General features: G+C 55.4%; 24 protein-coding genes and 2 pseudogenes. All 26 read left to right on the plus strand.

Going from position 1 to position 20822, the window contains the following annotated elements; translation table 11 throughout:
- Positions 1-58: 58 nt before the first annotated feature.
- A pseudogene (traA, locus tag HX884_RS19745) lies at positions 59-289 on the plus strand (type IV conjugative transfer system pilin TraA); the annotation flags it as partial.
- 150 nt (positions 290-439) lie between these two features.
- Positions 440-745: a type IV conjugative transfer system protein TraL gene (gene traL, locus HX884_RS19750; RefSeq protein WP_045911931.1), complete on the plus strand. Its 306-nt coding sequence runs from the start codon at positions 440-442 to the stop codon at positions 743-745.
- Between the two features lie 14 nt (positions 746-759).
- The gene (gene traE / locus HX884_RS19755; RefSeq protein WP_025759824.1) at positions 760-1326 is read left to right on the plus strand and encodes a type IV conjugative transfer system protein TraE; all 567 of its coding nucleotides are present in this window, start codon (positions 760-762) and stop codon (positions 1324-1326) included.
- Positions 1313-2056 (plus strand): type-F conjugative transfer system secretin TraK, encoded by a 744-nt coding sequence (gene traK / locus HX884_RS19760; RefSeq protein WP_008324157.1) that lies wholly within the window; start codon positions 1313-1315, stop codon positions 2054-2056. The genes traE and traK overlap by 14 nt, the downstream gene beginning before the upstream one ends.
- Complete coding sequence (gene traB / locus HX884_RS19765; RefSeq protein WP_032637284.1) at positions 2043-3437, plus strand: F-type conjugal transfer pilus assembly protein TraB; 1395 nt, start codon at positions 2043-2045, stop codon at positions 3435-3437. Before traK ends, traB begins: the two co-directional genes overlap by 14 nt.
- A 21-nt stretch (positions 3438-3458) precedes the next feature.
- The gene (gene traV, locus HX884_RS19770) at positions 3459-3998 is read left to right on the plus strand and encodes a type IV conjugative transfer system lipoprotein TraV (RefSeq protein ID WP_032637286.1); all 540 of its coding nucleotides are present in this window, start codon (positions 3459-3461) and stop codon (positions 3996-3998) included.
- A 119-nt stretch (positions 3999-4117) separates the two neighbouring features.
- Complete coding sequence (locus tag HX884_RS19775) at positions 4118-4342, plus strand: conjugal transfer protein TraR (RefSeq protein WP_178328680.1); 225 nt, start codon at positions 4118-4120, stop codon at positions 4340-4342.
- Between the two features lie 3 nt (positions 4343-4345).
- Positions 4346-4531: a hypothetical protein gene (locus HX884_RS19780; protein WP_008324139.1), complete on the plus strand. Its 186-nt coding sequence runs from the start codon at positions 4346-4348 to the stop codon at positions 4529-4531.
- Positions 4515-4916, plus strand: a complete 402-nt coding sequence (locus tag HX884_RS19785; protein ID WP_008324137.1) for a hypothetical protein — start codon at positions 4515-4517, stop codon at positions 4914-4916. The genes HX884_RS19780 and HX884_RS19785 overlap by 17 nt, the downstream gene beginning before the upstream one ends.
- On the plus strand, positions 4906-5472 hold the full coding sequence (traP, locus tag HX884_RS19790; RefSeq protein WP_008324135.1) for a conjugal transfer pilus-stabilizing protein TraP: 567 nt from the start codon (positions 4906-4908) through the stop codon (positions 5470-5472). Before HX884_RS19785 ends, traP begins: the two co-directional genes overlap by 11 nt.
- Positions 5465-8095: a type IV secretion system protein TraC gene (traC, locus tag HX884_RS19795; RefSeq protein ID WP_008324134.1), complete on the plus strand. Its 2631-nt coding sequence runs from the start codon at positions 5465-5467 to the stop codon at positions 8093-8095. The genes traP and traC overlap by 8 nt, the downstream gene beginning before the upstream one ends.
- Positions 8092-8439, plus strand: a complete 348-nt coding sequence (trbI, locus tag HX884_RS19800; protein ID WP_008324133.1) for a type-F conjugative transfer system protein TrbI — start codon at positions 8092-8094, stop codon at positions 8437-8439. The genes traC and trbI overlap by 4 nt, the downstream gene beginning before the upstream one ends.
- A complete protein-coding gene (gene traW / locus HX884_RS19805) occupies positions 8439-9086 on the plus strand; it encodes a type-F conjugative transfer system protein TraW (protein ID WP_025759814.1) in 648 nt (215 codons plus the stop codon). Before trbI ends, traW begins: the two co-directional genes overlap by 1 nt.
- Positions 9087-9088: 2 nt before the next feature.
- The gene (traU, locus tag HX884_RS19810) at positions 9089-10075 is read left to right on the plus strand and encodes a conjugal transfer pilus assembly protein TraU (protein WP_032637387.1); all 987 of its coding nucleotides are present in this window, start codon (positions 9089-9091) and stop codon (positions 10073-10075) included.
- Positions 10076-10091: 16 nt separating this feature from the next.
- Positions 10092-10721, plus strand: coding sequence for a type-F conjugative transfer system pilin assembly protein TrbC (gene trbC / locus HX884_RS19815; protein ID WP_032637288.1), 630 nt, complete (start codon positions 10092-10094; stop codon positions 10719-10721).
- On the plus strand, positions 10718-12571 hold the full coding sequence (gene traN, locus HX884_RS19820) for a type-F conjugative transfer system mating-pair stabilization protein TraN (RefSeq protein WP_178328681.1): 1854 nt from the start codon (positions 10718-10720) through the stop codon (positions 12569-12571). Before trbC ends, traN begins: the two co-directional genes overlap by 4 nt.
- Positions 12572-12602: 31 nt before the next feature.
- A complete protein-coding gene (gene trbE, locus HX884_RS19825) occupies positions 12603-12791 on the plus strand; it encodes a conjugal transfer protein TrbE (protein WP_008324128.1) in 189 nt (62 codons plus the stop codon).
- A gap of 30 nt (positions 12792-12821) precedes the next feature.
- Complete coding sequence (gene traF, locus HX884_RS19830; protein WP_008324127.1) at positions 12822-13571, plus strand: type-F conjugative transfer system pilin assembly protein TraF; 750 nt, start codon at positions 12822-12824, stop codon at positions 13569-13571.
- 16 nt (positions 13572-13587) lie between these two features.
- Entirely contained in the window at positions 13588-13836 is a 249-nt protein-coding gene (gene traQ / locus HX884_RS19835) for a type-F conjugative transfer system pilin chaperone TraQ (RefSeq protein WP_008324126.1), read from the plus strand.
- Complete coding sequence (trbB, locus tag HX884_RS19840) at positions 13826-14380, plus strand: type-F conjugative transfer system pilin assembly thiol-disulfide isomerase TrbB (protein ID WP_016247528.1); 555 nt, start codon at positions 13826-13828, stop codon at positions 14378-14380. Before traQ ends, trbB begins: the two co-directional genes overlap by 11 nt.
- Positions 14373-14801, plus strand: coding sequence for a hypothetical protein (locus HX884_RS19845; RefSeq protein ID WP_008324122.1), 429 nt, complete (start codon positions 14373-14375; stop codon positions 14799-14801). The genes trbB and HX884_RS19845 overlap by 8 nt, the downstream gene beginning before the upstream one ends.
- Positions 14788-16158 (plus strand): conjugal transfer pilus assembly protein TraH, encoded by a 1371-nt coding sequence (gene traH, locus HX884_RS19850; RefSeq protein ID WP_016247527.1) that lies wholly within the window; start codon positions 14788-14790, stop codon positions 16156-16158. Before HX884_RS19845 ends, traH begins: the two co-directional genes overlap by 14 nt.
- Positions 16158-18980, plus strand: coding sequence for a conjugal transfer mating-pair stabilization protein TraG (gene traG, locus HX884_RS19855; RefSeq protein ID WP_032432555.1), 2823 nt, complete (start codon positions 16158-16160; stop codon positions 18978-18980). Before traH ends, traG begins: the two co-directional genes overlap by 1 nt.
- Positions 18981-19001: 21 nt before the next feature.
- Positions 19002-19433 (plus strand): entry exclusion protein, encoded by a 432-nt coding sequence (locus tag HX884_RS19860; RefSeq protein ID WP_008324118.1) that lies wholly within the window; start codon positions 19002-19004, stop codon positions 19431-19433.
- A gap of 74 nt (positions 19434-19507) precedes the next feature.
- The gene (locus tag HX884_RS19865; RefSeq protein ID WP_178328682.1) at positions 19508-20182 is read left to right on the plus strand and encodes a tetratricopeptide repeat protein; all 675 of its coding nucleotides are present in this window, start codon (positions 19508-19510) and stop codon (positions 20180-20182) included.
- A gap of 133 nt (positions 20183-20315) precedes the next feature.
- A pseudogene (locus HX884_RS19870) lies at positions 20316-20768 on the plus strand (TraD N-terminal domain-containing protein); the annotation flags it as partial.
- Between the last annotated feature and the right edge of the window lie 54 nt (positions 20769-20822).

A 20822-nucleotide genomic window follows, 5' to 3' on the forward strand; every position in this document is an offset into this window, starting at 1 on the left:
CACAACCCGCTACGGGGGAGACTTACCCGAAATCTGATTTATTCAACAAAGCCCGTTTTTCCCTGAAACGGTTCTGGCCTCGGCTGCGGGTAAAGATCTGATGTCCAGCGGCGATGCAACCGTTAAAGGTACATTTGGTAAAGATTCCAGCGTGGTTAAGTGGGTTATTCTTGCCGAAGTCCTGGTAGGGGCCGTGATGTATATGACGACCAAGAACCTCAAGTTCCTGGCGGGCTTTGCGATCCTGTCCGTATTCGTCACGGTAGGTATGTCTGTCGCAGGATACTGATATCCAGCGACAGCCGTTCAGAGCCACTTCCGACTATTAAATTCTGGTTTAATTCTGAATGCCCTTCACGAGCATTCACGGGAGGGCTTTGCCTGTAATCCGGCTGGCAGGTATTTCCATACTGCCAGCTGTACCGGAGACGGAACATATATGGCAGATGAATCTCTCAAAAAATATCGCTTTCCCGAAACCCTGACGAATCAGAGCCGCTGGTTTGGCCTTCCTGTGGATGAACTTATTCCGGCCATTATCTGCCTGGGGTGGGGATTCTGGACCCAGCATTATATTCCCGGAATTATCGCTGCCGTACTGGCCTATCTCGGAATTAAAAAGCTCAAGAAAGGGCGGGGCAGTTCATGGCTGCGAGACCTGGTCTACTGGTATATGCCGACCTCACTGCTGAGGGGGATTTTTCATGATGTACCCGACTCATGTTACCGCCAGTGGATTAAATAGACAGGAATAATCAGATGGAACACGGAGCACGATTAAGTACACAACGGGTTATTGCCATCGGCTTTATTGCCATGGGGGTGGTTATTCTGGGAAGCATCACCACCAATGTTATTCAGGCCGTCAACAACTACCGCCTTCAGAATGAGCAGAAGTCTATCGTCACGCCAATGCTTTTCAACGCGCCGTTTGCCGTGTCGCAGAACCAGGCAGATGCCTCCTACCTGCAGCAGATGGCCCTGTCGCTTATCGCCCTTCGCCTGAATGTCACCCCGGAGACCGTTGATGCCTCTCATGAGCAGCTGCTGGCCTATGTCAAACCCGCAGCGCAGAACGAGCTGAAAATCCGGCTTGCTGAGGATGCGAAGCGCATTAAGGACAACAACGTTAACTCGTCTTTCTATATGACCAGCGTGAAGGTTTACCCGGCAAGCAGCCGCGTGGACGTACGCGGCCAGTTGAAGACCTGGATAGGCGACTCGAAACCGTATCCCGAGCTGAAACAGTACGTTCTCAAGTTCGAGCGCGAGGACGGCATCAGCTGGCTCAGTCACTTCGGAGAAATCACCGATGAACAAAAATAGTCGCCGTGCGCTGCTGGCGTTGCTGATGCTCGCGTCCGGTCAGACGGTCGCCGCACCCGCTGCGCTTTCTGCCACGATTGTTCCGCTGACGAACGGCGGACAGGCCAGTATCGCGGTCAGCAACACCGACCCGAACCTTTTTACGGTCGCAGGTGACCGCGTGACGGCCCTGACCAGCCTCGACGGTGAGCTGACGCGGCAGGAGCAGACGGCAAGCGGCGGTGTGATTGTCAGCACCCTCAACAAAAAGCCCTTCACGTTCATTCTGGAAACCGAACGCGGCCTCAACTTCTCGGTACAGGCCGTGCCGCGAGCGGGCGCTGGGCGAACCATCCGGCTGGTCAGCGAGCTGTCCGGCACGGGTGAAGCGGCGCGCACCTGGGAAGAGTCCTCCCCTTACGAGGCCACGCTGGTTTCCCTGAGCCAGCATCTGCTGGGCGGGCAGCTTCCGTCCGGCTGGCAGGCCATTCCCGTCACGCATGAAGCCCTCAACGCGCCCGCCGGACTATCAGCAGTCCCCGAGCGCGTCTGGGTGGGTAATCACCTTAAGGTGGTGCGCTATCGCGTCACCAACAATACCGGGATGGCCCGCAACATCGCGGAAAGCGACTTCTGGCAGAGCGGCATTCGCGGTGTGCTGTTTGGTGAAGCCTCGCGTCAGCTGATGGCGGGCGGCGCCCTGCAGGTCTTCATTATCAGCAGCGGAGGTGCGGCTGATGGCCAGCATTAATTCAGTGGTGAAGCGCAAGCAGTTTATCTGGCTGGGTATCGTGCTGGCGACCGTGGGCGTGGTGGGCGGAGGCGGCTGGTATCTGGCGGATGCACGCTACGAGGGCAGCAGCGATGCGGCAGCCGCCGGCGAGCCTGCGCCCGATATGACCGGCGTGGTGGACAGCACCTTTGACCAGAAGGTGCAGCAGCATGCCACGACCGAGATGCAGGCTACGGCCTCCGAGATGCAGAAGCAGTATGCCGAAATGCGCCGCGAGCTTGAGCTGCTCAGCAAGGGGCAGGCAGGCTATCAGCACCAGATTGACAAACTCAGTCAGGATAATGCGGCGCTTTCCGCTCAGGTCAGCGCGCTGGGGGCGAAACCCGTCACCGCATCGGGTGAGCCGGCCCCGCAGCCGCCAGTGCCTGCGCCGGGGCCTGAAGGTGAGCCGCAGCCGACCGGTTTCCCGCCGCAGACGGGGGCCGTCCCGCCGCCGACCGCGTTCTATCCTGGTAACGGCGTAACGCCGCCGGCGCAGATACAGTACCAGCCCATCCCCGTACCCAACCAGCTGCGCCGTCAGTCTTTTGCCCGCAGCGACGAGAGCAAAGGTCCGTCCCTGCCGTACATCCCGTCGGGCAGCTTCGCCAAATCGATGCTGATTGAGGGGGCTGACGCCAACGCCTCCGTAACCGGTAACGAGTCCACGGTGCCGATGCAGCTGCGCATTACCGGCAGGGTGGAAATGCCCAACAGCAAAAGCTACGACCTCACCGGCTGCTTTATCGGTCTTGAGGCCTGGGGCGACGTGTCCAGCGAGCGCGCCATCGTACGCACCCGCAACATCAGCTGCCTGAAGCACGGCGTCACCATCGACCAGCCCATTGCCGGACACGTGAGCTTCCGGGGTAAAAACGGCATCAAGGGCGAAGTGGTGATGCGAAACGGCAAAATCCTCGGCTGGGCCTGGGGCGCGGGTTTTGTTGACGGCATTGGTTCGGGTGTGCAGAGCGCGTCACAGCCATCGGTCGGACTCGGCGCCACGGCATCCCTCGGCGCGGGTGACGTGATGAAGATGGGGATTGGCGGAGGTGCCTCCAGAGCCGCCCAGACCCTCAGCGACTACTACATCAAACGCGCAGAGCAGTACCACCCCGTCATCCCGATTGGGGCGGGTAACGAAGTGACTGTTGTCTTTCAGGACGGTTTTCAGCTGAAAACCATTGAAGAGCTGGCGCTCGATAATGACAGACGCAAAGCGGAGAGCGATGAACGCAGTCCGGTTCCGCCGCTGTCAGTCCCGCAGGGCGGCATGAACGGGTTCAGTACCGACCAGATGCTCAACCAGCTGGGCAGGCTTAACCAGAGCCAGTTTATGCCGAAGGCCGACTCACAGTAACCCCACATAAAGGAACCGCAAATGAACAAGACAGTGCCTGTTGCGCTCACGCTGGCCAGTCTCCTGACGCTGTCGGGATGTGCCGGTACAACGAGCGATTTTGAGTGTAACGCGACGACATCCGACACCTGCATGACCATCGAGCAGGCCAATGAGAAAGCCAAACGACTGGAGGAGGCCAGCACGGTAAAGCCGGGTGCGACATCGCTGCCACGCCTGGCTGAGGGTAATTTCCGGACCCGGTCCGTGCAGCCCCTCACGCTGGCGGCTGAACCGGTGCATGCCGTCGCATCCAGAAATACACCGCTGACGGGCGCGCCAACTCTCCCCCGCCCGCAGCCGCACTCAGCCTCACGGTCGCCGCTCTCCATGGTCACGCCGGTTATTGCGCCGCCGCCAGGGCGCGAGTCCATCGTGGACCCGAGGCCGCTTCGCGTCGGTGAAAAGACTGCCGGGCTGTGGATCGCGCCCTATATCGATACGCAGGACGTTTATCACCAGCCGACGCGGGTGTTTTTTGTTGTGAAACCCTCAGCGTGGGGAACCCCACGCGTTAACTGAAACCTGAACCGCCACCGCGTGTGGCACCCATTTTAACAATCTGTCGTTATCACGCGTGCCCTGAAACGTAAAAAGGGATGGGCGGTAGCGTGTCCGGACAGTGTGAGCAGGGAGCGTTGATGGCAGACGAACTCGATCTCCTGCAGGAGCAGGACGAATTGCTGAACCAGCTTCATATACAGGCCGCGAGGCAGCGATCCTGCCTGCAGGGCAAAAGCCGCAACCGGTGCGAATGCTGTGGCAATCGCATCCTCCTCAGGCGGCAGCAGGCCATCCCGGGCGTACGTACCTATACGGAATGCCAGCGGGTTCTGGAAATACGAGAAAAACAGTATCTGAGGTGACCGATGGGAAGAAGAAAAACCAATGTGATGGTCGTGGGGAAAACCGGTAGCGGTAAGACAGCCATCAGCGTTGAGGTTATGCGGACCTTTTTATCAGAACGACAACTCCGCGACTGGCGTGAATTGCGCAAAGACATTCAGAACGATGGCAAAAAACCAGGAGACGAACATCATGACAACCAACAGTAACAGCGGTCCGGGTAAGACCCGCCACCTTAACGATATAGCGGCCTGCTGCGAGGCGATGGGGATGCGTGTCATCTGTGTTAATGCCGCAGAGCGCGACTTCTGGCTTTCAGCGTCTCAGCAGAGCGCTCCCGCCCTTGACGGGAAGGCTGGGATTTCTCAACACATAATGCAACGGCAGCGTGGGCACTGTCTGTTCCTGGGTAAAGCAGGCTCAGGTATGAGCGTAACAAAACAGCAGATGAGGGTTTTCCTGGCGAAGTCTGACGTCAGCCGGATTAAAGCGCTGTACAGCGGAGAGGACGGGGAGAGGCTGGCGGAGGCTATCAGACACAACTGCAGCGTCTGGTTTCCGCTGAATCCCGGAGGTAAAGGGAATGATGCTTAAGCTTCTGTCCGTCCTGCTGTATTGCCTTAGATGGCTTGCCTGGGCTTTTCACTATCTGATTATCTGGCCTGCCGCCACGCTGATGCTGCTGGTTGCCATGCTTTTGTGGATGGATAACACCACGCCCGGAGAGGCGATGGCGCAGGAAATTATGGCCGTCACGCATAACGTCAGCAGTGGCGAGTTTCGTATTGCGGTCTGCCGTGATGAACCTTTACAACCCTTTATACCGCCTGCTCCGCAGAACAAGTCCTCCGGCCTCACGCTGCATGACGCTCCCTCTGCCGTCTGCCATGACCGGGGCAGCGTCGTCACCGATGCTAAAGGATATGCCGGTCATGTTGACGGGGCGCTGAGTGCGTTTAAGTTGCTGTGGATTGTGATGGCCATTGTGTTTTCAGGGGCGGCGCTGCTTATGGGATGCCGTCCGTATTTCTGCCTGTACGGTCAGATGCGCTCAGTGCGTTTTCGCTACGGTATCCCCGCCAGCCGCCCGGCCCCTGCGACGGAAGCGGTCAAAACGGCCGACAATAAAAAGGAGGGGGATCATGAGTAATCCGCTGGACTCCGTCACCCGCACGGTCAACTCGCTGCTGACGGCCCTGAAGATGCCCGATGCGTCCTCTGAGGCGAACGATGTCCTCGGGCAGATGCGCTTCCCGCAGTTTAGCCGCGTGCTGCCGTACCGCGACTACGATGCGGAAACCGGCCTCTTCATGAACGAAAAGACGATGGGCTTTATGCTCGAGGCGCAGCCCATCAACGGCGCCAACGAAACTATCGTTTCGTCGCTGGAAAACCTGATGCGCACCAAGCTGCCCCGCGAGGTGCCGGTGGCCGTTCACCTGGTGTCCAGCCATCTGGTGGGTCAGGATATCGAGTATGGCCTGCGCGAGCTCTCATGGACGGGGGAAAAGGCTGATACGTTCAACGCCATCACCCGCGCCTACTATCTCAGGGCCGCAGAAGAAGGGTTCCCGCTGCCCGATCACCTCAACCTGCCGCTGACCCTGCGTAACTACCGGGTGTACATCTCCTGCTGCGTCCCCCGTAAGCGCGGAAGTAAGGCCAGCGTGATGGAGATGGAAAACCAGGTCAAAATCATCCGCGCCTCGCTGCAGGGGGCGCAGATAGCCACCCGCAGCGTGGATGCGGATGCCTTTATCCGCATTGCGGGCGAAATGATTAACCACAACCCGGATGCGCTGTATCCCACCGAACGGGAACTGGACCCGCTCAAGGATCTGAACTACCAGTGCGTGGACGATACCTTTGACCTGAAGGTGAAGGCCGACTACATGACGCTGGGGCTGCGCGGTAACGGTCGCAACAGCACCGCGCGCATCATGAACTTCCAGCTGACCAAAAATCCGGAGCTGGCCTTCCTCTGGAATATGGCCGACAACTACAGCAACCTTCTCAACCCGGAACTGTCCGTTTCGTGCCCGTTTATCCTGACGCTGGTCCTTAGCGTGGAAGACCAGGTAAAGGCGCAGAACGAGGCCAACCTGAAGTTCATGGATCTTGAGAAGAAGTCCAAGACCAGCTACGCCAAGTTCTTCCCGGGCGTGGCGCAGGAGGCAAAAGAGTGGGGCGATCTGCGCCAGCGCCTGTCGTCCGGGCAGTCCTCGCTGGTGAGCTATTTTCTGAACGTGACCCTCTTCTGCCGCGATGACCAGGAAACTGCGCTGAAGGTCGAGCAGGACGTACTGAACAGCTTCCGTAAAAATGGCTTCGAGCTGATTTCCCCGCGCTTTAACCATATGCGCAATTTTCTCGTGAATCTGCCGTTTATGGCGGGCGGCGGCCTCTTTAAGCAGCTGCGCGAGTCCGGCGTGCTGCAGCGCGCCGAAAGCTTTAATGTCGCCAATCTGATGCCGGTGGTGGCGGACAGCCCGCTGGCCACTTCCGGCCTGCTGGCACCGACCTACCGCAACCAGCTGGCGTTTATCGACCTGTTCAGCCGCGGCATGGGTAACACCAACTTCAATATGGCGGTGTGTGGCACCTCCGGCGCGGGGAAAACCGGGCTTATCCAGCCCCTGATACGCAGCGTTATCGACTCCGGCGGCTTCGCCGTGGTGTTCGACATGGGCGACGGCTACAAGTCCCTGTGCGAGAACATGGGCGGGGTCTACCTCGACGGCGAGACGCTGAAGTTTAATCCGTTCGCTAACGTCACCGACGATACCATCGATGAGATGGCCGAACGCCTGCGGGACCAGCTGTCCGTGATGGCCAGCCCCAACGGCAACCTGGACGAGGTGCACGAAGGTCTGCTGCTCAAGGCGGTGAAGGCCACCTGGCTTACGAAGAAAAACCAGGCGCGCATTGACGACGTGGTGGACTACCTGATGATGGCCCGCGACAGCGAGGAGTACAGCGGATCGCCAACCATCCGCAGCCGCCTCGATGAGATGGTGGTACTGCTGACCCAGTACACCCGCGACGGGGTGTACGGCAGCTACTTCAACTCCGACGAACCGTCCCTGAAGGACGAAGCCCGGATGGTGGTGCTTGAGCTCGGCGGACTGGAGGACAGGCCGTCCCTCCTGGTGGCGGTGATGTTCTCGCTCATTCTCTACATTGAGAACCGCATGTACCGCACGCCGCGCAGCCTGAAGAAGCTCAACGTGATAGACGAAGGCTGGCGCCTGCTGGACTTCAAGAACAACAAGGTCGGGGCGTTTATCGAGAAGGGCTACCGTACCGCCCGCCGCCATACAGGTTCGTACATCACCATTACGCAGAACATCGTCGATTTTGACTCGGAAACGGCCTCCAGCGCCGCCCGCGCGGCATGGGGTAACTCGTCCTACAAAATTATCCTCAAGCAGTCCGCCAAAGAGTTCGCCAAGTACAACCAGCTGTACCCGGACCAGTATTCGCAGCTGCAGCGCGACATGATTAAAGGTTTTGGCAGCGCGAAGGACAACTGGTTCAGCAGCTTTATGCTGTCGGTTGAGCACCTGACGTCCTGGCACCGCCTGTTCGTCGATCCGCTCAGCCGGGCAATGTACTCCTCGGACGGTCCGGACTTTGAGTTTCTGCAGCAGCGACGCCGGGAAGGGCTGAGTATTCACGAAGCCGTCTGGGAGCTGGCGTGGAAAAAATCCGGGCCGGAAATGGCCGCGCTGGAGCGCTGGCTTCACGAGCATGAAGGGAAGACCATCTCATGAAAAAACACGTACTCATTAACGCCGCGCTGATTGCCGGCACGCTGGCTGCGGGCGCAGGCATCAGCTGGCTGGTCTGCCAGCTTAACCGTCCTGTGGTTGTGGCCTTCAACATGAAATCCACGGTGGATGCCTTCTTTGACAGCGCCGGTCGCCGTTCACTGGACGAGGCGCAGACAAAAGCACTTTCAGACCGCTTTAACGCGTCACTGGAGGCCAGCCTCAGGGACTGGCAGGTCCGCCATCGTGCCCTCATCCTTGTCGCACCTGCCGTGGTGCAGGGGGCGCCGGATATCACGCGTGAAATCCAGACTGACGTGGCCCGCCGGATGAAGGAGGGGGGGTGATGCGCGCCCTTGCCCTGGGCCTGACGCTGCTGACCGGCAGCGTGACGGCCGCTGACCTCGGGACGTGGGGCGATCTCTGGCCGGTGGCGGAGCCGGATATGCTGACCGTTATCGAAAGCCGGCTGCAGACGCTGGCGCAGTCCGGCGAGATGGACAAAAAGATGGCGGAGTTTAAGGCGCGCGTGGTGCGCAACAGCCAGCGCCCGCCTGCCGTTGAGGGAATAACCCGCGCGGTGCGCTACGAGCGGCGCTGGTTTGACCCGAGCGTGCGGGTGGACAAGGCGCTTGCCGACGACAGGGGCAACGTGTTTGCTCAGGCGGGGCAGGTCTTTAATCCGCTTGATGTGGTGCCGTTTAACGAAACGCTGCTGTTTATCAACGGCGACGATGCGGATCAGCTCGCGTGGGTACAGCGACAGAAGCCTGACACCCTGATCACCCGCATCATTCTGGTGCAGGGCAATATTCCGCAGACGTCGGAGAAGCTCGACAGCCGCATTTTCTTCGACCAGAACGGGGTGCTGACCACCCGGTTCGGCATAAGCCAGGTACCGGCACGGGTAACGGCGGCACCCAGCGGAAAGCGCCTGCAGGTGGAAATCATTCCGCCCGATATGGCGCAGCATGACGCAGGAGGTGTCCGGTGAAAATGCTGACCGTATCTCTGTTCGGACTGCTTCTGTGGGGTAACAGCCACATGGCGGCGGCGGACGCCGCCTGCGAAGGGCGCTTCGTCAATCCGATCACCGATATCTGCTGGCGCTGCATGTTTCCCCTGTCGCTCGGCAGCACAAAAGTCACGGGCGGGGATTTACCGGACACGTCCAATCCCGGTAGCCCGATACAGTTTTGTCCCATGCCACCCCCGGTATTTCAGCGCGTCGGCCTGGCAATAGGGTACTGGGAGCCGATGGCCATGACCGATGTGGCGCGTTCTCCAGGCTGCATGGTGAACCTCGGCGGATTTACCGTTAATCTCGGGAAAATGGGGATGGGCACCGCCAAAAAAGATGACAAACAGGTCAATGGCGCGTTCTACCATGTGCACTGGTACAAATATCCGCTGACGTACTGGCTCAATATCATCACCTCTCTCGGGTGCCTGCAGGGCGGGGACCTGGATATCGGATACCTGTCTGAAATCGACCCAACATGGGGGGACAGCGCCCTGACCTCCATTCTGAATCCGGAGGCGGTCATTTTTGCCAACCCCATCGCGCAGGGCGCATGTGCGGCCGACGCGATAGCCAGTGCGGTAAATAAGCCTCTCGACCCGCTGTTCTGGTGCGCTGGCTCGCAGGGCTCGATGTATCCCTTTAACGGCTGGGTGAGCAATGAGTCCAGCCCCCTGCAGTCTTCCGTTCTGGTCAGTGAGCGCATGGCGTTCAAGCTTCACCGACAGGGCCAGATACTGGAGAGCGTGGGGGCGGACCGCGCGGTCTGCTTCGAATACCCGTCTCCCATTATCCCGAAAGAGCGCTGGCGCTATCAGATGGTGAACATGTTCCCGGATGCGGCGCAGTGCCATCCCTTCGGCCGCACCGTCATGCGCTGGGAAACGGGGCGTAACCCGCCGAACACGAAGAAAAACTACGGCTATCTGCTATGGCGCAAGCGCAACTGCGTCTTCCTCTGAGAAAAAGGAAACTTCCATGAAAACTCTGTCCGGTCTGACGGCAGCGCTGCTGCTGTCAGCGTACTGTTGCACTGCGCTGGCGTCAGGCGCTGATGAGGCGAACCGCGAGTTTATTCGTCAGCAGGAGTCTTTCAGCCAGCAGATGAGGGGGCAGGACAACGCGCCGCTGCGCCAGATGCTGGAGCAGCAGGTGCGCCAGAACCCTCTTTCAGCAGACGACGCCCGCTTTATCGGGGAGCTGAAACAGCGCCAGCGCGAGGACCAGCAAGATAAACCCACGCACGGTGCCCTGTATTTCGTCTCCTTTGCCATCCCGCAGGCGGGGCTTAAGCGCATGCTGACCGAGGCCCGCCGCTACGATATTCCCGCCACCCTGCGGGGTATGGTCAACAACGACATGAAAACGACGGCAACCGCCGTGATGGCGCTTGTTCAGGACGGCTCAGCCAGCGGCGTCGCCATCGACCCGACCCGCTTTCGTGAGTACGGGATCACCAGCGTGCCGTCCCTGGTGGTGTACTGCGAGGCGGGCCACGACGTGATTCGCGGCAATCTTCATCTGAAGCAGGCGCTGGAAAAGGTGGTGGAGAAGGGCGAGTGCAGGGATGAGGCGCAACAGCTGCTTAATAAAGGAGATGCCCGATGAAAAGAGCAATACTGATGCCGGTGCTGGCCATTGCCACTACGATGGCAAGCGTGAATGCATTTGCCGATGCTGACGCGCAGTACAGGGCGGGGGCTGATTTTGCCCGTCAGGTACAGGGGCAGGGTGAGAGCAGCCTGAAAAACTTTAACCCCTCAGCGTCTATCCCCAACTATACCGCCTCACCCGGTGAGAAAAAGTACTATGGCGGTGTGACGGCGACCGGTGATGGTGCGCTGAAAGCGGACGGTACCACGGGCTGGACTACTAATGAGGCTACAAAAGCCGTCACCGACTCGTTTGTTAACAACCCGAAGGAGCCCATTTCGCCCGACGCGCCGTTTATTAAGGCCAGCCAGGATGTCCAGTCCCGCGCTGATACCATCATCGGCAAAACGGGGCAGACGCAGTGCGAAGCGCAGAATATCAGCCGCAGTGAGTTCACCAACTATACCTGTGAGCGCGACCTGCTGGTTGAGCAGGCCTGTACGCGCACGGCCAGCATTACCGGCCACTATGAAGATACATCTGAAACAAAACAGATTGTTATCCAGTCTCAGAATATTTCGTTTGCTTCCTCCGAAGCGGGATACACAGGAACATGGACTGCGCCGGTGACAGGGAAGGTTGTTGCTGCAACAGCTACCTATTCCTGGAATAAACGTCTGGCGTTCAGTAATCCTAACTGGTTTATGCGAGTAACCACGCCTTTCGGGTTGATTTCCATGGATAACGATACCGGTAGCCTGGCGCTGAGTAGCGGCATGCAGCTGAAGAAAGGCGCAGGGATGGTGTTTTCCATTCGTACCAGGAGAAACAATCCCACTACAGATTCAATCTGGAAGCACAGCAATATGCGCTACAGCTTCACCGTTACGCTCCAGATTGAAATTCCCGCCAAAAAATGGGTACCAGACGTGGTCTGGAACGAATCCTGCCCGTTCAGCAAGAGCGAAGGTACGCTCAAAAAGACGGAATGTATTGAGCCGGGGAGCACAAAAACGGTGGTGGTTGACGGCGTGTCATACCCGGTCACGCAGGCTTGCTGGAAGTACAAAGACACGTATATGACCCAGGCTGCTGACAATGGCACCTGCAAAACCTACATGAACAATCCGGCCTGTACGCTTGCCTCACGCACCTGCGCCTTCACGGCAGAAGACGGCAGCGGCTGCCTGCATGAATACGCGACGTACTCCTGTGAAACACGTACTTCCGGCCAGGTGATGATATGTGGCGGCGACACCTTCTGTCTCGATGGTGACTGTGAGCGGGCGCAGAACGGTAAAAACAACGATTTTGCACCTGTCGTTTCGGCACTCGCCGCGCTGGCCGCTGCGGGCAAGGACGTGGCAGCCATTAACAGCGTTAACGTACGCGCCTTTACCGGCAGCGCGAAGTTCTGCAAGAAGTTTGCGGCAGGCTTCAGCAACTGCTGTAAGGACGGCGGCTGGGGCCAGGACGTCGGGCTTGCCAGGTGCAGCAGCGAGGAGAAAGCGCTGGGCAAGGCCAAAGAGAATAAGCTCACGGTCAGTATCGGTGAGTTCTGTTCAAAAAAAGTGCTCGGCGTCTGTCTCGAGAAGAAGCGCAGCTACTGTCAGTTTGACTCAAAGCTTGCCCAGATTGTGCAGCAGCAGGGACGTAACGGTCAGCTTCACATCGGCTTTGGCAAGGCCAGCAGCCCGGACTGTCGCGGCATCACCCAGACTGAGTTGCAACAAATCAAGTTCGACAAACTCGACTTCTCAAACTTTTTCGACGATCTGCAAAAGAACAAGAAAATCCCGGATAACGACACCCTGACGAAGCGCGTCCGCGAGGAAATCGCCGCGCAACTGAAGAACAAACAGTAAGCCACTCATCACTCACTCAGGACTCTCCATCATGAAAATTAAAGGATTTACTGGACGCCTTATCATCAGCCTGATTGTCGCCTCACCGGTGCTTTACTGGCGCGGGAATATCGTTGATGAAACAACCCGCATCGATGTGTTTTTTATGGCGCTGATGGTTGTGCTTTTCGTGGCGGGAGTTCTGCTGGCGTGGCTGTTAAACCCGCTTTTCAAACGATAACCGACCTGCTTCGGGATAAGGAAGGTTCCAGTGAAAAAGAGAAAGACAGCGTTAGCGCTGCTGCTTCTTGGCAGCGTTTTTACCGCCACAGGAAAAGATGCCGGCTGGCAGTGGTACAACGAAACGCGCAGAACGCCGGAGGACGACAAATCCTCTTCAACACAGCCTCAGCAGGCCTCGCCGGACATCATGGAGAAGCTTGCCACGCTTCAGCAGGCCACGAAGCGCGCCATGTACGAGGCCATTCTGTATCCGGGCGTGGAGAACTTTACCCGCTACTTCCGCCTGCAGAACTACTGGACGCAGCAGGCCGGGCTGTTCTCGATGAGCGCCAAAAAAGCCATGCTCGAGCACCCCGAACTGGACTACAACCTGCAGCACAGCCACTACAACGGTACCGTGCGCAACCAGCTGGCGGCGGACTTTGCCGACCAGCGCCGCGCCATTGAAACGCTGGCTCAGCACTATGGCGTGATGTTCTTCTACCGCGGACAGGACCCGATCGACGGCCAGCTGGTTCAGGTCATTAAAAACTTCCGCGAAACGTATCACCTCAGCGTCATTCCGGTTTCCGTGGACGGTATCGTGAATCCACTCCTGCCGGATACCCGAATGGACGGTGGACAGGCCAGCCGGCTGGGTATTCGTTACTTCCCGGCGCTGATGCTGGCCGACCCTAAAAGCGGGGCGGTCAAACCCGTCTCGTATGGCTTTATCAGCCAGGATGACCTGGCGAAGCAGTTCCTCAACGTTTCCACAGATTTTGCCCCCAACTTTTAATACAGGAAGAGTTCGCATGCGCAAATTCCGTTTTCGCCTGCCTGAGTTCGACGTGCCCGGATTATGGGTGCTGAGCCTCGGGATATGGTTTCACATTGTTTCCCGCCTGGTCCGGCGCGAGCCGGAGATGGCCATTCTTCTGGCGCAGATAATCGGCGTATCGATGGCGCTCTGGGGGGGCTACCGCATCATCAACCGCTGGATTGATGCCGCCCGTGAGGCCGAAAAGGCCCGTGATGCCGGAGGATGCCGACATGAACCTTAGACATACCGTGTTTACCGTGGTGCTCATGTCCCTCTGCCTGGCCACACAGGCTTCCACAATGGACGAGATCAAATCGTTATGGCATCCACAGGGGGCGCGAACGTCGGGATCTCTGCCAACATCCCCGGAAGACCCTGAAGTTAAGCCACTTCCGGCGAAGCCGCCGGTCTGGTACCGCCTCAGCAACGGCCGCCAGATCAATCTGGCCGACTGGAAGGTCGTGCTGTTTATGCAGGGACACTGCCCGTACTGCCACCAGTTTGATCCGGTCCTGAAGTCGCTGTCGGCACGGGTGGGGTTTGGGGTGATGGCCTACACCATCGACGGTCAGGGGGATGCGTCCTTTCCCGATGCGTTGCCCGCGCCGCCGGAGGTGATGAAAACCTTTTTCCCTAACCTGCCCGTGGCCACGCCAACCACCTTTCTCGTCAACGTAAACACCCTTGAAGCCCTGCCCCTGCTGCAGGGCGCGACCGACGAACAGGGCTTTATGGCCCGCATGGATACGGTCCTTCAGATGCGTGGAGTGGGTAACAATGGCTGATCAGAACAATGCAGAGGAACACGACATGATGACCTCCGGAATGCTTCAGAGAGCTACGACGCCAGAGTTAATCGCGCTCAGGGCACGGAAAGAGGACGCACGGTTCGGCGTTTATGCTGAGTGGGCGGGCATTTTGCTCATTGCCGGCGTGCTGTCGCGCGTCTTTATGACATACGTTTTCAATGCCTGCGTCGGCGACTGGCTCAGGGACGGTCACCTGCAGCTGAAAGATTTGTGGAACGTGTTGATGTACGCCATTCCACTGATATTTATCGCGCTGAGCGGCGGGCTTGCCGTTGCAGGTGGCGTTTATGCAATCCTGAACTCGCTTTATACGAAAGGGCAAATGTTCATACTAAAACGAAAAATGGGAAAACTCGCCCTGCAGGCGAGTCGGGAGGGTGCCGATGTTCGTCCGTAAACCTCTCTCCATACTGTGTGGCCTCCTTCTTGCGTGTTCAGCGAGCGTGAGTGCCGACGTGAACAGTGACATGAACACCTTCTTTAATAAGCTGGGCTTTGCGTCCAACACCAGCCAGCCACAGGTCTGGCAGGGCCAGGCCGCGGGCTACGCCACGGGCGGCTCACTCTACGCGCGCACGCAGGTGAAAACCGTCCAGCTTATCTCCATGACGCTGCCCGACATCAACGCCGGCTGCGGCGGCATCGATGCCTATCTGGGCTCCTTCAGCTTTATTAACAGCGATCAGTTGCAGCGTTTCGCCAAGCAGATTATGTCCAATGCGGCCGGATACTTCTTCGATCTGGCGCTGCAGACCACGGTACCGGAAATCAAGACCGCTAAAGACTTCCTGCAGAAGATGGCCAGCGACATTAACAGCATGAACCTCAGCTCCTGCCAGGCGGCGCAGGGGATTGTCGGCGGTCTGTTTCCGCGCACTCAGGTCTCCCAGCAGAAGGTCTGCCAGGACATTGCCGGTGAGAGCAACATGTTTGCCGACTGGGCGGCATCCCGCCAGGGCTGCACGGTGGGGGGAAGCATGGATAAGGTCCGTGATAAGGCCAGTGATAAGGATAAAGAGCGCATAACGAAGAATATCAATGTCATCTGGAATGCGCTCGGAAAGAACCGCATGTTTGACGGGAATAAAGAGCTTAAGGAGTTCATCATGACCCTGACCGGAACAATGGTCTTTGATGAGAAGGGTAATATAACCCCGCTTCCGGCAAGAACGACCGATCGCGACCTTATTCGGGCCATGATGGAGGGGGGGACTGCACGGGTGTATCACTGTAATGACAGCGATAAATGTCTGAAGGTGGTTGCCGATGCTAATGTCACGATCAGCCAGAAAAATGCACTGAAAAATCAGATAAAAGACATCCTTTCCAGCATTCAGAATAAAGCCGTTGCCGATCTAAAGTTAACCGAGAAAGAGAAGGGATTTATCACAAGTACTACCATCCCGGTCTTCAAGTACCTGGTTGATCCACAGATGCTGGGGGTTTCTAACAGCCTCGTTTATCAGCTAACCGATTACATCGGCTACGACATTCTTCTCCAGTACATCCAGGAGCTGGTCCAGCAGGCCCGTGCAATGGTGGCAACGGGAAACTATGACCAGGCGGTTATCGACAGCATCAATAATAACCTCAACGAAGCCACGCGGCAGATAGCCTCCTTCCAGGCACAGGTGCAGGTACAGCAGGATGCGCTTTTGGTTGTTGACCGCCAGATGAGCTACATGCGCCAGCAGGTCTCGGCACGCATGCTGCAGCGCTACCAGAACAACTATCACTTCGGGGGGGCGCGCTGATGCAGGAAATCTATGTCATCGCGGGCGGCGACTGGCTGACGCAGACGCTGAATGCCATCGTCACGTTCATGTCGACGGAGAACTGGGTTGTTATTCGGCGTATTGCGACGGCTTTCTCTGTGCTGGTTGTAGCCATTTCGTGGATACGACGGCACAACATCATGGATATGCTGGGCTGGGCAGGCGTCATTGTGCTGATGTCGCTGCTGGTCAGTGTTCGCACCTCCGTACAAATAATCGATATCAGTAATCAGACAAAGGTCTATAAAGTCGATAACGTGCCCGTCGGGCTGGCACTGCCTGCATCGCTGACCACCAAAATCGGATATGCCCTTGTTCAGGGGTATGAAATGGTCTTTTCACAGCCCGACAGCATCACCTACAGCAAAACCGGCATGATATTTGGGGCGAATCTGGTTTCACGCAGTACGGACTTTTTATCACAGAACCCAGAGATAACTACGATATTCACGGACTATGTGCAGAACTGCGTGATGGGCGATATTTTCCTGAACGGAAAATATACCATGGAAGATCTAATGAACAGTGCAGACCCGTATACGCTGATTTTCTCAAAGCCGAGTCCGCTGAGGGGGGTATTCAACAACAATAATCAGTTTTTAACCTGTGAAGAAGCCGCTGCGGTAATTAAGCCAAAGCTTGCCCTGGATACTCAGACCGGAGGAAAAACATGGAGTTACTACGTGCGTCAGCTTTTTGGCGGACGTCCGAATCCTGACATTTTGTTCAGCCAGATGATCGGGGACAGCTATAACTATTTCTATGGTGCTGGTCAGAGCGCCGCGTCGATTGTCCGTCAGAATGTGACGATGAACGCTTTGCGAAATGGCATCATGAGCTATGCAGCCCGCAACGGTGACACCTCAAGCCTGCTGAATATCGCCACTACGTCATCGATGGAGAAGCAGCGGCTGGCGCATGCGACGGTCGGTCAGGTGGCATTACGCTCACTACCTATGTCTCAGACGTTGATTGTCGGTCTGACCATCGGAATATTCCCCCTGATGGTGCTGGGCGGGATGTTTAACGCCGTCACCCTTAATGTGCTGAAGGGGTACGTGCTGGCTATCATGTGGGTGCAGAGCTGGCCACTGCTTTACGCCATCCTCAACAGCTGCATGACCTTCTATGCGAAGGCCAACGGTTCACCAGTGGTTCTCTCGGAGTTGTCACAGGTGCAGATAAAATACTCAGACCTCGCTACCACGGCAGGCTATCTGTCGATGCTTATCCCGCCACTGGCATGGGGAATGCTGAAGGGACTGGGGGCGGGGTTCTCAAATCTCTACAGCCATCTGGCCTCTTCCGCTATCAGCCCTGCAGCCACTGCTGCCTCTGGTGCTGTTGATGGTAACTACTCTTACGCTAACATGCAGACAGAAAATGTGAGTGGTTTTAACTGGAATACCAATAGCTCAACAGTATTTGGACAAATGAGCCAACAGTTGGCTAACGGAGCCAGTTCGACGCAAATGCGTGATGGTAGTGTAGTGACAGATTCCAGCGGTGCTACGTCACGTATTCCTATGAGTATCAACATGACTCGTCAGATTGCAACCGCACAGCAGGCAATGGCCCGCGAGGCACAAACCCAGTCAGAGAGTGCATTGCATGGATATAACAGTAGTTTGAGTAGCGCATGGAATACGCTTAGTCAGTTTGGCTCAAACCGTGGTAGCAGTAATTCAATGACCAGTGGCGCAGACAGCACTATGAGTGCTCAGGATTCTATGATGGCCAGCAGGATGCGCAGCGCAGTAGAAAGCTATGCGAAAGGGCATAATATTAGTAATGAACAGGCCACTCAAGAGTTAGCGTCAAGGAGCACCAGAGCGTCACTCGGATTGTATGGTGATGCACATGCTAAAGGAAGTATGGGGCTGAATGTGCTGGGTACCGGAGGAGGGGTAGGGTTTCAGGCAGGAGTTAAGGCGGGAGTTGATTTTTCCGATGACGATATGCACCAAGCAACAAATAGCTCTCGAGCTAGCCATGATGCTCGACATGATATGGATGCTAAAGCAACCCAGGACTTTAAGGAGGCGAGTGATTACTTTACTAGCCGTAAAGTCAGTGAATCTGGGAGCCATACGGACAATAATGCGGCTTCCCGAGCAGATCAACTTTCGGCATCGTTGAACTCAGCAAAACAGAGCTATGATCAGTACACCACAAGTCAGGCTCGTAGCCATGAATATGCTGAAATGGCGTCTCGTACAGAAAGTATGAGTGGTCAAATGAGCGAGGATCTAAATCAGCAGTTTGCCCAGTATGTCCGTAAACATGCACCTCAAGATGCAGATACATTGCTTACTAATACCAGCTCAGCAGAAATCGCAGGAAAACGTCGGGAACTGGCTTGGGGATTTGTTCAGGAGCAGGTACAACCGAGCGTTGATGCATCATATTCAGCAGCTAAAGGAAATGTTGGCCATGGTATGGGGGCCATTTCTGGTGGCGGTGGAAATAGCGATGTTAGTGCCGATCACCAGTCTCATCAGGCTACTATCGAACAACGTACACAGGACAGCGGAATTCAGAATAATGTAAAAGACCAAGTTGATAATATGTTCACAACATCGAGAGAGAATATAGCCGATACTAAAGGAGGAATACGCGATGAAGAAGGCAGCATAAATCAACAGTATTCTGATCTGCAAAAACATCATAATTCAGAGCAATCTTCGCAAATGAATACGTATAATAAGGAAAAGGAGTCTCAAGAACGAGTGCCGGGGGCTGACAGTCCTGAAGAACTGATGAAGAAGGCAAAAAAATATCAAGATAAACATAAGCAGTAACAGGATGCCAGAGAGGGTGCGATGAGAAATCTGCTTCAGATATTCATGGTAGTGTTGTTTCAGTCTATTGCTTGTTATCTGGCTGGATGGTTAGTTACGGAGGTGGTATTCATTGGTGCAACTGTGCTCTTATGGCAAGGATTGTTCATCTATTTGTTTTATAAAATATCTAAGAATAAAGGCAGTGTTGAACCCTACACATACAACAGGGTAGTTTGGTATGTGATAATGCCTATATGTTCACTGGCTCCTCCTCTTGTTACTTTTTTTGTATTCATTGTGGGTACATTGATGGATTTATATAAGGTTAGCGGGTGTATAAGCATCAAAGAGTGGCTTGAAAAAAACAAGGTAGATGGCGCCCACTCTATAAATAATGACTTTGAATCCGTGGACTTTGATAATGTTAATTATAATCCGGAAAGTAATTATCCAATGGGTTGGAAGCGTTAGATTGAGTTGTAGGATTTCATAGTCAGTTTCATGGTTGTGTATGGATATAATATTTAGTTTTATGGAGATAAACAATGCGAGTGTTCTATGGGATGTTGGGAGTTTTTGTTTTCCTGTCGTGTACCTTGAGTGTAAGGGCTAGCGACGACTACTACACTAACTTAAAAAAAGATGCGAATTCTGGAAACGCATTAGCTCAATATAAGCTAGGTGCAATGTATTTGGTCGTATCTGGTGATTATAAAAAAGCTTTTTATTGGACTAATAAGTCGGCGATTCAGGGTGATTCAGATGCCCAAAATAACCTAGGTCTGCTCTATTATTATGGGCAAGGTGTTGATAAAAATATAAAAAAAGCAGGCTATTGGTGGGGGAAGGCAGCAGATGCAGGGAATGCATCTGCTCAGAATGACTTGGCAATGCTTTATAAAAATGGATTATTGAAAGATGCCCGTTGTGATAAAATAATGGATTTGCTTAACTCCTCAGCTCAAAAAGATTTTGAGTTGGCATATTTGAATATTGGAAACCTGTATTCTACAGGTGAGTGTGTTAATAGGGATATGCACGAGGCGGTGATCTGGTGGGAGAAAGCATCCATTAAAAATAACGGACAGGCTGAGTTTAATTTGGCAGGGGCTTATATGAGAGGTGATGGTGTATTTCCAGATTCTGGAATGGCAGATATCTATTTGAAAAAATCATGCTCACATGGATATGCAGGAGCGTGTGATTTACTTAAAAAATAACATTCATTATTAATAATCTCCCCGCCTTTAGTTAAATGATGTCATCCTAGTGTTTTGTAACGGATGACATTAAATCAATTGCTTTCTGAAATCATGGTCGCTATACATATAGACCAACCTCTATGAGGCTAATATGAGTTTTAATGCTAAGGATATGACCCAGGGCGGTCAGATCGCGAGCATGCGTATCCGTATGTTCAGTCAAATTGCCAATATCATCGTGTACTGTCTCGTCATTCTCTTCGGCATCATTGTCGCGATTACGCTGTCGGTTAAACTGACCTGGCAGACGTTCGTGAACGGCATGGTTTATTACTGGTGTCAGACGCTGGCCCCCATGCGCGATATTTTTAAATCCCAGCCTGTCTATACCATCCGTTATTACGGCCATGAGCTGAAGTACAACGCGCAGCAAATACTGCAGGACAAATATATCCAGTGGTGCGCCGACCAGGTCTGGACGGCCTTTATTCTTGCTGCCATCATCGCGGCCGTGGTGTGCGTTATTACCTTCTTTGTCACCACCTGGATTCTGGGCCATCAGGGTAAGCAGCAGAGTGAGGACGAGATAACGGGAGGGCGCCAGGACTTTGTTGAATAAATCGAACTTTTGCTGAGTTGAAGGATCAGATCACGCATC

Source organism: Enterobacter sp. SECR19-1250 (assembly GCF_013391025.1).
GTDB lineage: Bacteria > Pseudomonadota > Gammaproteobacteria > Enterobacterales > Enterobacteriaceae > Enterobacter > Enterobacter cloacae.

Bases quoted from the DNA above. Each gene is read 5' to 3' on its own strand.
- HX884_RS19775 (WP_178328680.1), top strand. From the start codon at position 4,118: ATGGCAGACGAACTCGATCTCCTGCAGGAGCAGGACGAATTGCTGAAC.
- trbE (WP_008324128.1), top strand. From the start codon at position 12,603: ATGAAAATTAAAGGATTTACTGGACGCCTTATCATCAGCCTGATTGTC.
- trbB (WP_016247528.1), top strand. From the start codon at position 13,826: ATGAACCTTAGACATACCGTGTTTACCGTGGTGCTCATGTCCCTCTGC.
- traC (WP_008324134.1), top strand. From the start codon at position 5,465: ATGAGTAATCCGCTGGACTCCGTCACCCGCACGGTCAACTCGCTGCTG.
- trbC (WP_032637288.1), top strand. From the start codon at position 10,092: ATGAAAACTCTGTCCGGTCTGACGGCAGCGCTGCTGCTGTCAGCGTAC.
- HX884_RS19845 (WP_008324122.1), top strand. From the start codon at position 14,373: ATGGCTGATCAGAACAATGCAGAGGAACACGACATGATGACCTCCGGA.
- traU (WP_032637387.1), top strand. From the start codon at position 9,089: ATGCTGACCGTATCTCTGTTCGGACTGCTTCTGTGGGGTAACAGCCAC.
- traB (WP_032637284.1), top strand. From the start codon at position 2,043: ATGGCCAGCATTAATTCAGTGGTGAAGCGCAAGCAGTTTATCTGGCTG.
- traV (WP_032637286.1), top strand. From the start codon at position 3,459: ATGAACAAGACAGTGCCTGTTGCGCTCACGCTGGCCAGTCTCCTGACG.
- traE (WP_025759824.1), top strand. From the start codon at position 760: ATGGAACACGGAGCACGATTAAGTACACAACGGGTTATTGCCATCGGC.
- traK (WP_008324157.1), top strand. From the start codon at position 1,313: ATGAACAAAAATAGTCGCCGTGCGCTGCTGGCGTTGCTGATGCTCGCG.
- traG (WP_032432555.1), top strand. From the start codon at position 16,158: ATGCAGGAAATCTATGTCATCGCGGGCGGCGACTGGCTGACGCAGACG.
- traQ (WP_008324126.1), top strand. From the start codon at position 13,588: ATGCGCAAATTCCGTTTTCGCCTGCCTGAGTTCGACGTGCCCGGATTA.
- traP (WP_008324135.1), top strand. From the start codon at position 4,906: ATGATGCTTAAGCTTCTGTCCGTCCTGCTGTATTGCCTTAGATGGCTT.
- traL (WP_045911931.1), top strand. From the start codon at position 440: ATGGCAGATGAATCTCTCAAAAAATATCGCTTTCCCGAAACCCTGACG.
- HX884_RS19785 (WP_008324137.1), top strand. From the start codon at position 4,515: ATGACAACCAACAGTAACAGCGGTCCGGGTAAGACCCGCCACCTTAAC.
- HX884_RS19780 (WP_008324139.1), top strand. From the start codon at position 4,346: ATGGGAAGAAGAAAAACCAATGTGATGGTCGTGGGGAAAACCGGTAGC.
- traN (WP_178328681.1), top strand. From the start codon at position 10,718: ATGAAAAGAGCAATACTGATGCCGGTGCTGGCCATTGCCACTACGATG.
- trbI (WP_008324133.1), top strand. From the start codon at position 8,092: ATGAAAAAACACGTACTCATTAACGCCGCGCTGATTGCCGGCACGCTG.
- HX884_RS19865 (WP_178328682.1), top strand. From the start codon at position 19,508: ATGCGAGTGTTCTATGGGATGTTGGGAGTTTTTGTTTTCCTGTCGTGT.
- traW (WP_025759814.1), top strand. From the start codon at position 8,439: ATGCGCGCCCTTGCCCTGGGCCTGACGCTGCTGACCGGCAGCGTGACG.
- traH (WP_016247527.1), top strand. From the start codon at position 14,788: ATGTTCGTCCGTAAACCTCTCTCCATACTGTGTGGCCTCCTTCTTGCG.
- HX884_RS19860 (WP_008324118.1), top strand. From the start codon at position 19,002: ATGAGAAATCTGCTTCAGATATTCATGGTAGTGTTGTTTCAGTCTATT.